We start from the raw sequence: 16,377 nt of genomic DNA on the forward strand, positions 1-16,377 counted from the left end.
TCACTTGGCCAATGCGGCGAGTGTGTCCTTGTATTTTTCCATGATGCGATCGGCGATCTCGATTGTCTCTTCGAAGTCCGGGTCGTAGGGCGTGAGTTGGACCCCGCCTCCGGCCAATTCCGTCACATGCAGCTCCTGACCTCGCTTTAGATCGAGTCGCTGCATCAATTCCTTCGGCAATAGGAGGCCGTCGGAATTGCCGATTTTCTTAATTTCAAGCTTCACGGTTTATCTCCTGATAGGCGGCCACAATCGGCCGGCGCAGTCGCGTGACTCGTCTCCCTTCTCAAAGAGCCAAAGGGCGCGTTATACAATTGTATAACACGCCCTTTGGCTCCGTTCAACAGATGTATTACAGACTAATCTTCCCTACTCCATCGCCTCCAGCTCATCGATCATCCCCGAGATGACCGAGAGGCCGCCATCCCAGAAAGCCGGGTCCTTGGCGTCGAGCCCAAAGGGCTTCAGCAGTTCGGAATAGTGCTTGGTGCCACCAGCGGCGAGCATCGCGAGGTAGCGTTCCGCGAAGCCTTCCTGAGCGTTCTCGTAGACCGCGTAGAGCGAGTTCACGAGGCAATCGCCGAAGGCATAGGCGTAGACATAGAACGGCGAATGGATGAAGTGCGGGATATACATCCAGAAATTCTCGTAACCCGGCTTGATCTCGATCGCCGGCCCAAGGCTTTCGGTCTGCACGCTGAGCCAGAGTTCGCCGAGCCGCTGCGCGGTGAGTTCGCCGTGGCGACGCTCGGTGTGAACAGCGCGCTCGAATGAATAGAACGCGATCTGCCGGACCACCGTGTTGATCATGTCCTCGACCTTGCCCGCGAGCAATGCCTGGCGCTGCTTGGCGCTCCTGGTCTGCGAAAGCAGCCGCTTGAAGGTCAGCATCTCGCCGAACACGCTGGCGGTCTCTGCCAAGGTCAACGGCGTCGGCGCCATCAGCGCACCGTTGCGGGCGGCGAGCACCTGATGCACGCCATGGCCAAGCTCGTGAGCGAGCGTCATGACATCGCGCGGCTTGCCCTGATAATTCATCAGCACATAGGGATGCGCCGATGGCGTGGTTGGATGCGAGAAGGCGCCGGGCGCCTTGCCCGGCCGCACCGGCGCATCGATCCACCGATCGGTGAAGAAGCGCTTGGCGATATTGGCCATGTCAGGTGAAAACGCGCCATAGGCGGTCAGCACCATGTCCTGCGCGTCCGACCATGGAATCGTGCCGGTGGGCGCAAACGGCAGCGGCGCGTTGCGGTCCCAATGGGCGAGCTTCTTCTTGCCGAACCACTTCGCCTTCAACTGATAGTAGCGATGCGACAGCCGCGGATAGGCTGATCGCACCGACGACACCAGCGCATCAACCACTTCGCGCTCAACGCGGTTGTTGAGATGGCGTGAATCCGCGATGTCCTGGAAACCGCGCCACCGGTCGGAGATTTCCTTGTCCTTGGCCAGCGTATTGGTGATCAGCGCAAAGGTGCGCTCATTGGCCTTGAAGGTCTTCGCCAGCGCCTGCCCCGCCGCCTTGCGCTTGGCCGGCGCGCGGTCCTGCAGCATGGTCAGCGTCGGCTCGATCGCCAGTTCCTTGCCGCCGAGCTTGAAGCGCAGACCCGCGATCGTCTGATCGAACAGGCGGTTGAAGGCGCCATAGCCGGTCTGTGATTTTTCGTGAAACAGCTGCTCGACGCGGTCTTCGAGCTGATAGGGCTTGTCCTTGCGGCTGTCCTCGATCCACGGCCGGTAATGGCCGAGCTCGGGCGTCTGCATCGCCTGCTCGATCACGCCGTCGTCGATGCGGTTGAGTTCGAGACCGAAGAACAACAGATGCACCGAAGCAGCGGTGATGCGCTCGGACACATCGCCATAGAATTTCGAGATCGCGGGATCGACACTGTCGCCAGCATGGACGAGGCCGGCATAGGAGCCGAGCCGCCCCGCAAGATCGTCGATCGCCTCATAGCGCTTCACCGCACCGGCGAGCCAGGCGCCACCGCCGGGCTTGGCGGTCTCTTCTGCGAGCTTGCCTTTGTAATCCGCTTCGAAGGCCGCGCATTCGGTGTCGATCCTGTCGAGATCCCGGGTAATCTCCGGCGCATCGATCGCCGTGTAGAGATCTGCGAGATTCCATTCCGGCAGCTTGCCCCCCGGCGACTTGGTCGGTGATTTCGAGGCAGCCTTGCGCGCCGCCTTTTTGCCTGGGGCGGCTTCGCGCGAAACGGTCTTGCGGGAAGCGGTCTTTCGAGAAGGCTTGGCAGTCCGGGCAATCGCAGATTTCGTCATGAACACCTTCGGTTGGATGCTGCCGTCACACGAAAGCAGCGAGCTGCGGAGCGAAATGGACAAGCAGTTCTTCGCCCTCGGTCATCAAGGGCTCGATCTTGTCATGAATCATATGGCGAATCGTACACCACACCATGACAATCCGTGCGACAAGCCACCATCGCGTCCCGCGTAGCGCCGTGCGGGCATGCGCCGCCACCAGCGGCAGACTGCGATGCTCGAACAGAAGGCGCCCCGTGCCGTCCTCCAAAATGTAGCGGCCATCGACTCGCGAGACGCACAACGTGCAAGCTCGCTCCGGCTGCGGCCCCAGCAGATAGAGCTGCGCATCGCCGTTCTCGGTGACGCCAGTCTCCCATTCGCGGCCGCGATGCCCGAGATTGATCGTGTCGGCGAGCGTGGCGAGTTCCGTCTCGCTCCACGCGCCCTGCAGCGGCTTGCGCCGAAATGCGACGACATTCATTTGGATGCTCCGAACAGCAGCCGGTGCAATTCCGGCTCGTAATAGACCAGCAAATGTTTAGCGAAGGCCGCCGGTTCGAGACCGAGCTGGATAGCCCAGGCTTCCATGGTCTCGGTCGGCACCCGACTGAAGCCGTTCTCAACCTGCGAGATGAAGGTGTAATATTTGAGACCGAGTCTTGCGGCGAGATCGACCTGCGACAGGCCCGCCTCCGCCCTGCGGGCTTTCAGCCAATCCCCCGCCTGTTTCCGCTATTGCCGCGCTTCCGGCACGGGTTTGCCCGGCCGTTCTTCTGCGGAAGCATCTTCGCCTTGACCAAGTTTCATTTTTACGAAACTATCCACTTCAAATTTCTCAAGCTGACGACTTTACCGTAGCACAACTAACCGGCTGCAGGAACGTCGCCAGCCCCAAGATGCACGGGACGGAACAGCAAGAGACGATCATGGCGTTCACGGATCGCAGCTTCATTGCCCGCAAATATGCGCCTCCTGCCCCTCATCGGGTCAAGGAGCTGTTTGCCGCAAGCCTGCTGCTGGCACTGACCGCCGCACTCGCCTTGCGCGCATTTGTCTCGCTCGACGCGCTGGCGCCGATGGTCGCCACCCTGCTATTCGCACTTGCAGCATCGATGGCCGGTGGCGCGCTGATTCCGCGGAACTTCGCGCGGCGCGCAACCTGGTTCGATGTCGCCGGCGTCCTGACCTTTATCGGGGTCGGAATCACCATTTTGATCGAGCCCGACCAGATGGTTCGGCTCATCACTCTCACGGATCAACCCGAGTAACGGATAGGATCAACCGCGGGATCAAACCCGCAACCTTTAAACAAAGCACGTCCTGGCCCGGGCCCCTCTGGCAGTTCACCCGAACTGTGATGTCGGACTGGACGTTCATACGGAGTGGCCCACATGACTGAGTTCTTCACCGCTGAAGCTATGACTGCACTTTTCCAGGTCGTGATGATCGACCTGGTCCTCGCCGGCGACAATGCCATCGTCATTGGCCTCGCCGCCGCCGGCCTCCCCAAGGAACAGCGCGGCAAGGCGATCCTGATCGGCATCATCGCCGCTACCGTCCTGCGCATCGGCTTCGCCAGCATCACCGTTCAACTGCTGCAAATCATCGGCCTGCTCCTGGCCGGCGGCGTCCTGTTGCTGTGGGTGTGCTGGAAGATGTGGCGCGAATTGCGCGCCGGCCATGAGCACGATCTCGACGAACTCGAAAAGCTCAATGCCGATGGTTCGTCTACCGGCCCGCGCAAGACGCTGGGTCAGGCAATCTGGCAGATCACTGTCGCAGACGTCTCGATGTCGCTGGACAACGTACTCGCGGTCGCAGGCGCTGCGCGCGAACACCCGACCATCCTGATCTTCGGCCTAGTGCTGTCGATCGCGCTGATGGGTCTCGCCGCCTCCTTCATTGCCAGGCTGCTGCAAAAGCACCGCTGGATCGCCTATGTCGGTCTCGCCATCATTCTCTATGTGGCAGGTGACATGATCTATCGCGGTGCCCGTGAAGTTTGGCCCTATGCGACGGCTTACCTCGCCCCGGTGTTATGAAAGCATTAAGGCTTTGATCGCCATGGTGGCTCAAATCGGGACACACCCGCTCTGGAGTTGCCATGGCCGAACGAATCCTCATCGCAGATGACGACGCCGTCCAGCGCCGCCTCCTTGAGAACATGGTGCAGCGCTGCGGCTATGAGGCCATCACTGTCGAGAGCGGTGATGCCGCCATCGCGCGTCTGAACGATCCCGAAGCCCCCGCTATCGACGCCCTGGTCCTTGACCTGATGATGCCCGGCCTCGACGGCATGGGCGTGCTCGACAAGATCCGCGATACCGGCCTCAGCATCCCCGTCATTGTCCAGACCGCCCATGGCGGCATCGACAATGTGGTGTCGGCGATGCGCGCCGGCGCGCATGACTTCGTTGTCAAACCGGTTGGCGTCGAGCGCCTCCAGGTGAGCTTGCGCAATGCGCTGAATACCAGCGCCTTGAAAGGCGAGTTGCAGCGCATCAGGCACAGCCGCGAAGGCAAGCTCACTTTCGCCGACATCGTCACACGCAACGCCGGCATGGACGCAGTGCTGCGCACCGCACGTAAAGCTGCGACTTCCACCATCCCCGTGCTGATCGAAGGCGAGTCCGGCGTCGGCAAGGAATTGATCGCACGGGCCGTCCACGGCTCGGGCGAGCGCAGCAGCAAGCCGTTTGTCGCCGTGAATTGCGGCGCGATTCCCGACAACCTCGTGGAGTCGATCCTGTTCGGCCATGAGAAGGGCGCGTTCACCGGCGCCACCGACCGGCATCTCGGCAAGTTCGTCGAGGCGCATGGCGGCACCCTGTTTCTCGATGAAGTCGGCGAGCTGCCGCTATCGGCACAAGTGAAGTTGCTGCGCGCGCTCCAGGAAGGTTCGGTCGAGGCCGTCGGCGGCCGCAAGCCGGTGAAAGTCGATGTCCGCATCATCTCTGCGACCAACCGCAAACTGCTCGACCTCGTCAAAGCCGGACGATTCCGCGAAGACCTGTTCTATCGCCTGCATGTGCTGCCATTGACGGTGCCGCCGCTGCGGGCGCGTCGCGAGGACATTCCGTATCTGCTGCGACACTTCCTGGCGCGTTTCTGCGCCGAGGAAAAGCGGCTGATTACCAGCATCGCCGGCGACGCCATGACGATGCTCACGCAACTCGACTGGCCCGGGAATATCCGGCAGCTGGAAAACGCCGTCTACCGCGCTGTGGTGATGAGCGAAGGCGATCAGCTCGGACTGGCCGACTTCCCGCAAATCAACGCATACGCCCCCTCGATCGCGGCATCGGCCGCCGAGCCGCTGATTGTAGAACCGGCCTTTCACGCCATCGCGCCGACCATGGTACCCGGCATCGACGCAGCCATGTTGCCACTCGTCGCCGGCAGCCTGACCATGCTGACGGCCGAAAACGAGGTCAGGTCCCTGGAAGAGCTCGAATCCGAGATCATCCGCTTCGCCATTGCGTATTACCGCGGCCAGATGTCGGAAGTCGCGCGGCGCCTCAAAATTGGCCGGTCGACGCTGTATCGCAAGCTCGATGAGGCGGCGGAGAAGGATTCATCGATGACGGAATCCGCTCCGTCAAATTGAACTTCTCGCGTCGCACGCGATTGAACATGTTGTTACGATCGCTACGGAACTTGAACCGTTGCGGTCCGGTGACACACAAAGCCAAAAGCATTGGTGAAACCCCGGTATGCGTTGCAAACCGGGGATGTTGCAGTCAGTTTGTTGTGACATGTCCGGCAAGCGCTAGCGCTTGTGTCGGACGCGTGTATCGTCTGCACAGGAAGTGCTCTGAATCGGAGCTGGCAGGCCAACAACGCGACTGCTTCAGCCGAAGCTGATGACGTCAGACTGGAACTGTTCCATGCCGGAGCAGCTCTTCTAACGAGGTGCGAGAATGCGAGACTATTCCAAGGGCCGTTCCGGATTCGACCGCGTGCTGATGGCCGTGGCCGCGACATTCCTGACGGTCTCCGCTGGCGCCGCTGCTGCTGCCCAGAGCGCAACGCCCCGCGACAGTGTCTCCGAACTCGCCATCGATGCGGCGGTGCCGCGCCCCGAACCCGCCAACGTAGCCCCGCCGACCGCTGCCGACTTCAAGGCCGACGCGCCGAAGGCCGAGACCACGGCGTCCGTGCCCGATGCGACCAAGGCGTCAGAGAAGACTATCGGCTCGACCTCGACGGATACGCCAAAGGCGACTGAAGCCACGAACGCGCCTGCGGATGTGAAGCCGAGCGAGGCTGCAACCGCGCCCGCCGCCACAACGCCGCCGGCAGCGACCGCCGTCGCGCCAGCTATCCCGGCGGCCGAGCCCGCGAAGGATGTCGCCAAGGACATCGCCAAACCCTCGACCACCGTTGCGTCCAGCGATCAGCCGGTCGCCGAGAAGCTGCGCGACATGCTGGGCGCCAAGTCGACCCGCTATTTTGACCGCAAGGGCGAACGCGCCGCAGTTGAGAAGTTCTACACGGCACGCGACTTCGCACCGGTATGGACCCAGGGCGGCATCGCGACCGCGGCGGCAAAAGGCGTGATCGCTCGCCTCAAGGACGCAGGCTCTGACGGCCTTGACGCTGCCGACTATCCCGTGCCCGATTTCACTGCGGCGAATACGCCAGATGCGCTCGCCGAGGCCGAATTGAAGCTCACCGCCAGCATGCTCGACTATGCCCGTCAGGCACAGAGCGGCCGCATGCACTGGTCGCAGGTGACCGGCGACATCATGTATCCCGAACATCCGACCGACCCGGGCGAAGTCCTGGCCAACATCTCCACAGCGAAGAACGCTTCGGCCGCCCTCGACGCCTATAACCCGCCGCACAAGGGCTATCAGGAACTGAAGAAGAAGCTCGCTGAACTGCGCGGCGAGACCGCAATGCCGGTGCAGCCGATCGGCGAAGGCCCTGCTCTGCGTTTTGCCAAGGCCACGAAGAAAAATCCGAACCCGACCGTAATGGACGACCCGCGCGTGCCGTTGCTGCGCGCTCGCCTCAATGTCGAGAATCCGGCCGAGACCAAATACGACGCTGCCGTCGCCGAGGCCGTTCGCAAGTATCAGGCCAGCAATGACCTGAAGGCCACCGGCGTGCTGGACGAGGCCACCGTGCGCGCGATGAATTCGCCGAAGCGCGATCGCCACATCGATACAGTGCTGGTCAACATGGAGCGTTGGCGCTGGCTGCCGCGCCAGCTTGGCGCACCCGCAGTCGGCAACGCCTATGTGATGCTGAACATCCCTGACTATACGCTGAAGGTGATGCAGAACGGCGCGCAGGTCTGGACCACACGCGTCGTCGTCGGCAAGCCGGGCAATCACGCCACGCCGCTGATGACCGAGACGATGAAGTACATCACGGTCAACCCGACCTGGAACGTACCGCCGTCGATCATCTACAACGAATACCTGCCTGCTCTGCAGCAGGACCCGACGGTGCTTGACCGCATGGGCCTGAAGCTGACGCGCAATTCCGACGGCAGCATCCACATTGCCCAACCCCCCGGTGAAGCCAACGCGCTGGGCCGCATCCGCTTCAATTTCCCGAACAAGTTCCTCGTCTATCAGCACGATACACCGGACAAGAACCTGTTCGGCCGCGACGAGCGCGCCTTCAGCCACGGATGCATGCGCGTGCAGAATCCGGATCAGTACGCCGCGACGCTGCTGAACATCACGATGCCGAACGAACACTACACGCCGGAGAAGGTTCGCGGCATGTATGGCCGCAGCGAGATCGATCTGAAATTCCCGACACCGATCCCGGTGAACATCACCTATCAGACCGCCTTCGTCGATGACGCGGGCAAGCTGCAGCTGCGCAAGGACATCTACGGACGTGACGCGCAGATGATGCAGCTTCTGCGCAGCGGCAAGAACAAGGATCTGGAGCAGGTCGTCGCGCGAGCCCAGCCGAGCTATTCACGCCCGCGCGCGGACATCCCACAGGGCGTGGCTTTCAACGACAACGGCTCCCGCATGGCCAGCAATAACGGCCTGTCGTTCTTCGAGCGCCTGTTCGGCGGCGGTGCCCCCGCACCACAGCCGATGGCACCAGGCCAGAAGCCGCGCCGGACAGTAACCCGCTAAGCAGCGACGCTGCCGTAAAAATTGGATATAGTTATCAAGGGCTTCACCTTTTGGTGGAGCCTTTTTACGTTTCACCCGTCATCGAGGTTAACCATCGTCCATCCGGAACCCAGCAGCGGGCTATTTTTCGCCATACTCAATGAGTTAAGTTTAATGGCTGGCTGAAAAGCCCGCTTGGGGGGATGGGTTGTAAATCTCGGTTAACCCTCCCGTTTTAAGAGTACGTTCACTCTCTGTCGCCGCATGGGGTAGCGAGAGAGTTGTCGACTTGGGTGGGTTCATACGTGCTGAGCGGTTTCGCACGCAAAACGGGATTGCGCACATCGCGCGCCGGCTTTCATGCCGGCCTCGCTGCGGTACTGCTGATGGCAGGCGCCAGTTCTGTCCATAACGCCACCGCTCTCGACGAAACCCGCACTCTCTCTTTCCACCATACTCATTCCGGCGAAGATCTAACCGTCACGTTCAAGCGCAATGGCCGCTATGACGACGACGCGATGAAGAAGATCAATTACTTCCTCCGCGACTGGCGCAGCCAGGACCAGACCAATATGGATCGTCGCCTGTTCGACATTCTCTGGGAGGTCTACCGCGACGTCGACGGCAAGGCGCCGATCCAGATCATCTCCGCCTATCGCTCTCCAGCCACCAACGCCATGCTCCGCCGCCGCTCGTCCGGCGTCGCTCGTGCCAGCCAGCACATGCTTGGCCACGCGATGGACTTCTTCATTCCCGGCGTGGCGCTCGAGAAGATCCGCTTCGCCGGCCTACGCTTGCAGCGCGGCGGTGTCGGCTTCTACCCGACCTCCGGCTCACCTTTCGTGCATCTCGACACCGGTAGCATCCGGCACTGGCCGCGCATGACGCATGACCAGTTGGCGCGCGTCTTCCCCGACGGCCGCACCGTGCATGTGCCGACCGATGGCCGTCCGCTGGCAGGCTATCAGTTGGCGATGGCTGACATCGAGAAGCGCGGCGATGGCGACAGCGCCGCTCTGGCCAAGAGCAAGCCGGGTCTGTTCGCCTCGCTGTTCCGTGGCGGCAAGTCGAATGACGACGAAGACGAGAGTGCGGCAGCCGCGATCGCGCCCGCCAAGCCGTCGCCTGTGGGTATGATGGCCGCCGCGATGCCCGCGAAACCGGTTGATGCGAAACAGGCCGAGGCGAAGTCTTCGGACGCCGTTCCGATGCCGCGCTCCAAGCCCGCAGCAGCGGCGACCTATCAGCTCGCATCGGCTGACACCGAGACTATTCCGCTGCCGCGCCCGAAGGCGCCGATTCCCTCGCCCGCTCCCACAGCGAAGTCGGATAATCGGCCGCAGACTCCTGCCGACATCATCAATGCCCGCGGTTTCTGGGATGACATGCCGGCGCCGAAGCAGGCCACGCCACAGCAGGTCGCCGCGATCACCGCGCGTCAGGCATTGGCCAATGTGGTCGATCCGCAGCCGGCTGTTAGCGAGTCCAGCTTCGCCAAGGCGATGGCCTATGCGCCGCCGGCGAACTCCCCGGTCGATCGCGCCAATGTCGTTGCCGCCAGCGCGCCGATCCCGCGCAGCATGCGTCCGGCATCGGCGGCGAAGAACCCAATGGCGGTGAACAACATCACCACGGTGGTCGCAAAGGGCGCTCAGGGCCAGAGCAGCACCATTGCAGTCGCGACCCGCCTGACCGCCACAGCCATTCCGGACAACCATGTCTGGATGCGCGCGATGATCCTGGCGCCAAGCGCCACCACATCCATGTCAGCATCGGTGATGGGCGACGGTGACATGACCATCCTGCGTGCGCATTTCGTCAAGCCGAAGGCAGTGGTGGCGATGAACTTCTCGGATGACCCGCAGCTTGGCTTGGTCTGCGACCGCTTCACTGGCTCGGCAACGGCCTCGCTTGCGACGACTGCGTTTGTGATGCGCACGGCATCGCTGCGTTAAGAACGCGAATTTCTCAGATTACAATGGTGTCATGGCCGGGTTTGCCCCGGCCATCCATCGCTATTTTGTGGCTAGATGGATACTCGGGTCTGGCGCGAAGATGCGCTTCGCGCTTTTGCCCGCGTATGACACCTGAGTGTTTGGCTGAGTATTGGCGCGCTAAGCGCCTTACAGCATACCCAGGGCCTGCAGATAGGTCTCGAGGATCGTCTCCTGCTCGGCGCGCTCGTTGGCGTCCTGCTTGCGCATGCGGATGATGGTGCGCAGCGCCTTCACGTCGTAGCCATTACCCTTGGCTTCGCCATAGACGTCCTTGATGTCGTCGGAGATCGTCTTCTTCTCTTCCTCAAGGCGCTCGATACGCTCGACGATGGCCTTGAGCTGGTCCTTGGCGAAAGAGTGTGTCGCCTGATCGTCCAGCACGGACGCAGCAGAGGTGGCCATCGGAAACTCCTGGTGAACTGATGTTGCTTTGAATGGGTGTTGGGTGAGTTTTAGGTGCGCAGCGTTATGCGCGCATTAATCTTAAGGAAATGACACTCAAGATCGCCATGCCTTGCGTCAAGGCGCCATCGCGATCATCCACAGCGCCCCCACAGCTTTGATTTCATGCCTGAAAAGACGAGAAATCGTCAGTGTCCGCTGTGCGCTTTCTTCATGGCCTCAATTTGTTCGGGTTTGGCCTCGGCCTGATGCAGCGATTTCCAGGCCTCGTAAGGCATGCCGTAAATCGCTTCGCGGCTCTCATCCTTGGTCATCGCCACGCCCTTGGCATCGGCAGCATCCTTCAGCCAGTTTGACAGGCAGTTCCGACAGAAGCCGGCGAGGTTCATCAGATCGATATTCTGCACATCGGTGCGACCGCGCAAATGGTCAACCAGCCGGCGAAAGGCCGCGGCTTCGAGTTCGATCTGGATCTTGTCGTCAATCGCCATGAATGGTCTCGCTGTTGCACCCGATACCGGACTGCCGTCTTTGTGTAACATGGGGCCCTGTCACAGATTTTGCCATATCACGGCGCAAACTGGCTGACGGGGGAAGAATTGGTTCCGCGGCCGTTGACAGACCCGCCGGGTCACGCGAAATCGTCAACGAATTGAGATAGCTTCGCCGCATGACCGCAAGAGATTCCCTTCACCGCCCGTTTCGACGCATCCCCTTCACCGGCCTTTTGCCGATGCTGGCGTTGGCCCTGTCGTGCCTGTGGGCGAGCCCCGCGGCTGCTGATTTCCGGCTGTGCAATAACACCTCGAGCCGGGTCGGGATCGCGCTGGGCTACAAGGATGCCGATGGCTGGACCACCGAGGGCTGGTGGAACGTTTCGTCGCGCGCCTGCGAAACCTTGCTGCGCGGAACCCTGGTTGCGCGGTATTATTATATCTACGCGCTTGATTACGATCGGGGCGGCGAATGGTCGGGTCAGGCCTTCATGTGCTCCCGCGACAAGGAATTCACCATCAAGGGCACCGAAAACTGCCTCGCGCGCGGCTTCGACCGCACCGGTTTTTTTGAGGTCGATACCGGCGAACAGCGTGCCTGGACGGTGCAACTGACCGAAACCAACGAACAACCGCCGAAGCTGCCGGGCATTCCGGGGCCGACTGGACCGCCTCCGGGCGCACCCGGCGCGGGCTTCCCCGGTCTGCCCAACACGCCAGGTGGCGCGCCCCCGGGCGGGTCAACGACCCTGCCGCCATCAGTACCGCCGGGAGGCAAACAATGAGACGTCAACGCCGCATCAAGATTCTGGCCACGCTGGGCCCAGCCTCGTCGGACAGTGCGATGATCCGCAAGCTGTTCGAGGCTGGTGCCGACGTGTTCCGGATCAATATGAGCCACACGCCGCATGACAAGATGCGCGAGCTGGTGAAGACCATCCGCAATGTGGAGAGCAGTTATGGCCGCCCGATCGGTATTCTTGTCGATCTGCAGGGGCCGAAGCTGCGCGTCGGCGCCTTTGCTGAAGGCGGCGTGCAGCTCAAGAACGGCGAGAGCTTCGTACTGGATTCCGATCCCGCCCCCGGCGACGCCACCCGCGTGCACCTGCCACATCCGGAAATTCTCGCTGCCCTTCGCCCGGGCCACGCGCTGCTGATCGACGACGGCAAACTGCGGCTGATTGCCGAGGAGACATCGAACGACCGCGCGGTGACGCGCGTGGTGGTCGGCGGCCGCATCTCCGACCGCAAGGGCGTCAGCCTGCCCGATACGGACCTGCCGGTGTCGGCAATGACGCCGAAGGACCGCCTGGATCTGGAAGCCGCGCTCGAGACCGGTATCGACTGGATAGCCCTGTCCTTCGTGCAGCGCGCCGAGGACGTGCATGAAGCCAAGCGCCTGGTCCGCGGTCGCGCCGCCATCATGTCGAAAATTGAGAAGCCGCAGGCCATCGACCGGCTCGACAGCATTCTCGAAGCCTCCGACGCGCTGATGGTGGCGCGCGGCGATCTCGGTGTCGAATTGCCGCTCGAGCGGGTACCAAGTCTACAAAAGCGCATGACGCGTATGGCGCGCCGCGCCGGCAAGCCCGTCGTCGTTGCCACGCAAATGCTCGAGTCGATGATCCAGAGCCCAGTCCCGACCCGCGCCGAGGTCTCGGACGTGGCAACGGCGATCTATGAAGGCGCCGACGCCGTCATGCTGTCGGCAGAATCCGCCGCCGGCAAATTCCCGGTCGAAGCGGTCTCGACGATGAACCGCATCGGCGAGGAAGTGGAGCGCGATCCGACCTATCGTACCGTGCTGATGGCTCAGCGCCCCGACCCCGAGCCCACGGCCGGTGACGCCATTGCGGACGCCGCACGACAGATCGCAGAGACGCTGGATCTGTCTGCGATCATTTGCTGGACCAGCTCAGGATCCACCGCTGTCCGCGTCGCCCGCGAACGGCCGAAGCCGCCGGTGGTCGCGATCACGCCGAACCTCGCCGCCGGCCGCAAATTATCGGTGGTGTGGGGCGTGCATTGCGTCGTGGCGGAAGATGCGAAGAATCTCGACGATATGGTCGACCGCGCCGGGCGCATCGCTTTCCGTGACGGCTTCGCCAAAGCCGGCCAGCGCATCATCATCGTGGCGGGCGTTCCGCTCGGGACCCCTGGCGCCACCAATATGGTCCGCATCGCCTATGTCGGACCGAACGACGCGGACATGTAGTTCACTTATGCGACCTCTCCCCGGTGCGGGGAGAGGTCAATTTGCTCGCACGAGATATTTCTCAGAGCAGCGCCGCGTCGAGCGTGATCTCGGCATTCAGCACCTTTGACACCGGACAGCCGGCCTTCGCCTTCGCAGTCAACTCTTCAAACTTCGCCTTGTCGGCACCGGGGATCTTCGCCGAGAGCGTCAGGTGCACCTTGGTGATGGCAAATCCATCGCCCTGCTTCTCCAGCGTCACGTCGGCCTTGGTCTCCATATTGTCAGCCTTGAGCCCGGCTTCGCCGAGGATCAGTGACAACGCCATGGTGAAACAGGCCGCATGGGCTGCGCCAATCAGTTCTTCAGGATTGGAGCCCGGCTTGCCTTCGAAGCGGCTGGCGAAACCGTAGGGATAGTCGCTGAGTGCGCCGCTCTTGGTGGAAATTGATCCCTTGCCGTCCTTGATGCCACCCTGCCATTTGGCCGAACCGAAAGTCGTGGTCATGCACATCTCCTCAATTTGGTTTGAAGCCGATCAAGCCGGATACTAGCGCGACGCCGCCTTCGATTTGGTGTCAGCGGCCAAGATCATGTTCTCGATCTCACCGATGATAAGGTCCGGGGCGGCGTTTTGCACCATGTGACCAACGCCCGGGAGCACGATTAGTTTGGCGCCGGGCACCGTTTCTGCGAAATGGTGCGAATGAATCTCCGGCGATACGATGGTGTCGGCTGAGCCTGTGATCACCACGGTCGGAGCTTTGATGTCGGCGTAGCGCGATGCCTGCGCCATGACGGCGCGCTTCAGCGTTACCAGATCCCAGGCATTGGCGAGGAAGTTGCGCGGCCGCAATACCAGCGGCGTTGCCGTCTGTTCGATGTAGCCTTCGGGCATGACCTGCGGCGCAAACACCGCGCGGCCTCCGATGTCGGTCAGGAAATAGCCCAGCGGCAGTGTGATCGTATAGGCCAGCAGCTTGCCGATCACAGGCGTGGTGACGACCTCATTATAGTTTCCAACGCCACCGGGCCAGGGATGAGTGACTCCCGCCATCATGACCAGCCCAGCGACACGCTGCGGATAGTCCAGTGCCATCAGCGCGCCCAATGCGCCGGCCAGCGAATGCACAACGATAATCGCCCGATCGACACCGAGCTTTTCGAGCACTTCGTCGATCATCTTCGCCTGCATCGCCGGAGAAGAGTTCGGCACATCGTTGCGCAAGCTCCAGCCAAAGCCGGGACGGTCGATCAGGATGACACGGTGTTTTTCTGCCAGCACATGGCCGAGCGGCAGCCGCATGGTCTCCATGCTCGACGTGGCGCCGTGGACGAGAACAATCGGCGGATCGGATGCATCGCGTGGTCCCATCTGCACCACATGCAGGCGACCACCCGTGACGTCGACAAACTCACCCGTTGGCGGATATTTACGCTCGAACAGGAACACACCAACCTGCGTGGCCACGGCCAGCACGCATATAGCGGCCACCACGGTGACTGAGATCATCGCCAATATCCGGAGATTTTTGTGCACGATCCAGCTACGCGGCGGCACCCTGAGGGTTTCACGCCGCGCGCCACTTACGCGCTGACGCCAAGACGACCAATGCCCGGTAGTTTGATCGCGGGCCGGCGGATGTCGAGGCCGAATACGGCGCCGAGCAGATTGAGCTCGAGCCCTTCGACCCAGCCTGCGGTGATACCGAGATAGCCGCCCAACGTAGCGCGCATGCCGGTCCCGGAGGGTGTCCAGCCGAAGGCATTCCCCGCATAAGGAAAATCCTTGCCGATGGCGGTGGGCGGCAATGCCACCTGCAATTCCGGCACGGCGGCGAGAACGGCCGCGACGAACGTGTTTGAGTTCGGGCCGGGCCACGCCCGATAGTCGCCGTAAGAGCGCCAGGAGTAGCCAGCGATGGCCGCTTGGATCTTCGGGATCATCACCGTAGCCGCTTCGCCATCAGCCGATGCGAGCGCAGTCGGCACATCGCCGAACCAGCGGCCGTCAGCCGCAAAACCATTCAGGCGGATGGGCTCGCCCCACGCCGTATAATCGTAGCGGGTATAACGCGAGGCGCCCTTTTCCTTGAATACGATCCAGCTATGGACGGCAAAGATACCGCGCCAGCGCACGGTCCGCGCCGCAAAGACGCGGACAAGTGCCTCGGGATGTGCACCAGGCGATGGCAATAAACCCGCGCTTGAGCGATCCGCGCTCTGCCAATCGACCGAGCGATCGCCCATCCAGTATCTGGCAGCCGACACTCCGATGGGAACGAGGAGCAGTGCGAGCAGGACAATCACAAACTTTCTCACCGAGGGAGGCCCGTGGAGGGAGGTAATGTTGTGGATATGGGGGGCATTTGCAGCTTTGCCACGGCAGCCGCAACGAATGGGCCGCAGTGACTGTCCACACTATCCACAGGAACGCATTCGTTCCCGCCCGGTTATCGCCATGATCGCCCGGCGATCTGAGGCAATGATCTGAACTGGAGATAGTTCCATGACGTCCCGCCCCACCGATACCGTGATCGACGAAATCATTTCTACCTGCAATGGCGACTTGCGCGGCGCGCTCAAGGCTTTGCTGATGGTCAACGAGCAACTCGAAGCGGAATTGCAGCAGCTCTATGCCGCTTCACCCCTGTCCGGGGCCATCCGACCCGGCAATAACGTCCTGCACTAGATCGACCGACACGCCTATTCTGAATTGTCCTGCTCTTCCTTATCGTCCAGTTTCGGACATTGCGGAATCGTGGACCGCGCGAGCTTCGCATCTTTCTTCGACCTATACGGACCGCTGCCGAAATAGCGTGGGCGACGTAGCCGCAACTTTGGTTAATCCGAAGCTGCCGCATCGTCGAAAAGCAGCGATAGTCACTAGAGCGGTTCACGAATTTATTGAATCTGGAGGGATTCCGGTTCATCGGCGA

17 protein-coding genes are annotated in these 16,377 nt (G+C 61.8%); 8 read left to right on the forward strand and 9 right to left on the reverse strand.

Features of this window, described 5'->3' with window-relative positions; genetic code table 11:
• From ACEK02_RS07120 to ACEK02_RS07135, 4 genes are all read right to left on the reverse strand, one after another.
• Window positions 1-225, reverse strand: a complete 225-nt coding sequence (locus ACEK02_RS07120; RefSeq protein WP_315843852.1) for an AbrB/MazE/SpoVT family DNA-binding domain-containing protein — start codon at window positions 223-225, stop codon at window positions 1-3.
• A 144-nt stretch (window positions 226-369) separates the two neighbouring features.
• Entirely contained in the window at window positions 370-2,280 is a 1,911-nt protein-coding gene (locus tag ACEK02_RS07125; protein ID WP_371421094.1) for a M3 family oligoendopeptidase, read from the reverse strand.
• 25 nt (window positions 2,281-2,305) lie between these two features.
• Window positions 2,306-2,743, reverse strand: a complete 438-nt coding sequence (locus tag ACEK02_RS07130; RefSeq protein WP_371421095.1) for a hypothetical protein — start codon at window positions 2,741-2,743, stop codon at window positions 2,306-2,308.
• Window positions 2,740-2,973, reverse strand: coding sequence for a helix-turn-helix domain-containing protein (locus tag ACEK02_RS07135; protein WP_371421113.1), 234 nt, complete (start codon window positions 2,971-2,973; stop codon window positions 2,740-2,742). Before ACEK02_RS07135 ends, ACEK02_RS07130 begins: the two co-directional genes overlap by 4 nt.
• A gap of 215 nt (window positions 2,974-3,188) precedes the next feature.
• On the opposite strand from ACEK02_RS07135, the gene ACEK02_RS07140 reads away from it, so the two are divergent.
• The 5 genes from ACEK02_RS07140 to ACEK02_RS07160 all read left to right on the forward strand — a co-directional run bounded on the left by ACEK02_RS07140 (window position 3,189) and on the right by ACEK02_RS07160 (window position 10,306).
• Window positions 3,189-3,530 carry a hypothetical protein gene (locus ACEK02_RS07140; RefSeq protein WP_371421096.1) on the forward strand — a complete coding sequence of 114 codons (342 nt, stop codon included), beginning with the start codon at window positions 3,189-3,191 and terminating at the stop codon, window positions 3,528-3,530.
• Window positions 3,531-3,653: 123 nt separating this feature from the next.
• Complete coding sequence (locus tag ACEK02_RS07145; protein ID WP_371421097.1) at window positions 3,654-4,304, forward strand: TerC family protein; 651 nt, start codon at window positions 3,654-3,656, stop codon at window positions 4,302-4,304.
• A gap of 62 nt (window positions 4,305-4,366) precedes the next feature.
• Window positions 4,367-5,869, forward strand: coding sequence for a sigma-54-dependent transcriptional regulator (locus ACEK02_RS07150; protein WP_371421098.1), 1,503 nt, complete (start codon window positions 4,367-4,369; stop codon window positions 5,867-5,869).
• Between the two features lie 313 nt (window positions 5,870-6,182).
• Window positions 6,183-8,372 (forward strand): murein L,D-transpeptidase, encoded by a 2,190-nt coding sequence (locus tag ACEK02_RS07155; RefSeq protein WP_371421099.1) that lies wholly within the window; start codon window positions 6,183-6,185, stop codon window positions 8,370-8,372.
• Window positions 8,373-8,656: 284 nt separating this feature from the next.
• The gene (locus ACEK02_RS07160) at window positions 8,657-10,306 is read left to right on the forward strand and encodes a DUF882 domain-containing protein (RefSeq protein ID WP_371421100.1); all 1,650 of its coding nucleotides are present in this window, start codon (window positions 8,657-8,659) and stop codon (window positions 10,304-10,306) included.
• A 168-nt stretch (window positions 10,307-10,474) separates the two neighbouring features.
• Here the strand turns inward: ACEK02_RS07160 and ACEK02_RS07165 are convergent, their stop codons facing one another.
• Window positions 10,475-10,750, reverse strand: a complete 276-nt coding sequence (locus ACEK02_RS07165; RefSeq protein WP_068728829.1) for a DUF2312 domain-containing protein — start codon at window positions 10,748-10,750, stop codon at window positions 10,475-10,477.
• 188 nt (window positions 10,751-10,938) lie between these two features.
• Window positions 10,939-11,241: a DUF1244 domain-containing protein gene (locus ACEK02_RS07170; protein WP_371421101.1), complete on the reverse strand. Its 303-nt coding sequence runs from the start codon at window positions 11,239-11,241 to the stop codon at window positions 10,939-10,941.
• A gap of 179 nt (window positions 11,242-11,420) precedes the next feature.
• Here ACEK02_RS07170 and ACEK02_RS07175 point away from each other — a divergent pair, with 179 nt between their 5' ends.
• Entirely contained in the window at window positions 11,421-12,029 is a 609-nt protein-coding gene (locus ACEK02_RS07175) for a DUF1036 domain-containing protein (protein WP_371421102.1), read from the forward strand.
• On the forward strand, window positions 12,026-13,459 hold the full coding sequence (gene pyk, locus ACEK02_RS07180) for a pyruvate kinase (protein WP_371421103.1): 1,434 nt from the start codon (window positions 12,026-12,028) through the stop codon (window positions 13,457-13,459). The genes ACEK02_RS07175 and pyk overlap by 4 nt, the downstream gene beginning before the upstream one ends.
• Before the next feature lie 61 nt (window positions 13,460-13,520).
• Here pyk and ACEK02_RS07185 read toward each other — a convergent pair whose 3' ends face one another.
• The 3 genes from ACEK02_RS07185 to ACEK02_RS07195 form a co-directional block, all read right to left on the reverse strand.
• Window positions 13,521-13,946 carry an OsmC family protein gene (locus ACEK02_RS07185; protein WP_371421104.1) on the reverse strand — a complete coding sequence of 142 codons (426 nt, stop codon included), beginning with the start codon at window positions 13,944-13,946 and terminating at the stop codon, window positions 13,521-13,523.
• 42 nt (window positions 13,947-13,988) lie between these two features.
• Window positions 13,989-14,951, reverse strand: coding sequence for an alpha/beta fold hydrolase (locus ACEK02_RS07190; RefSeq protein WP_371421105.1), 963 nt, complete (start codon window positions 14,949-14,951; stop codon window positions 13,989-13,991).
• 74 nt (window positions 14,952-15,025) lie between these two features.
• Complete coding sequence (locus tag ACEK02_RS07195; RefSeq protein WP_371421106.1) at window positions 15,026-15,748, reverse strand: DUF3750 domain-containing protein; 723 nt, start codon at window positions 15,746-15,748, stop codon at window positions 15,026-15,028.
• Between the two features lie 199 nt (window positions 15,749-15,947).
• Between ACEK02_RS07195 and ACEK02_RS07200 the strand changes: the two genes are divergently transcribed.
• Window positions 15,948-16,130: a hypothetical protein gene (locus tag ACEK02_RS07200; RefSeq protein WP_371421107.1), complete on the forward strand. Its 183-nt coding sequence runs from the start codon at window positions 15,948-15,950 to the stop codon at window positions 16,128-16,130.
• Window positions 16,131-16,377: the final 247 nt, after the last annotated feature.

Source organism: Tardiphaga sp. (assembly GCF_041424195.1).
Classification (GTDB): Bacteria; Pseudomonadota; Alphaproteobacteria; order Rhizobiales; family Xanthobacteraceae; genus Tardiphaga.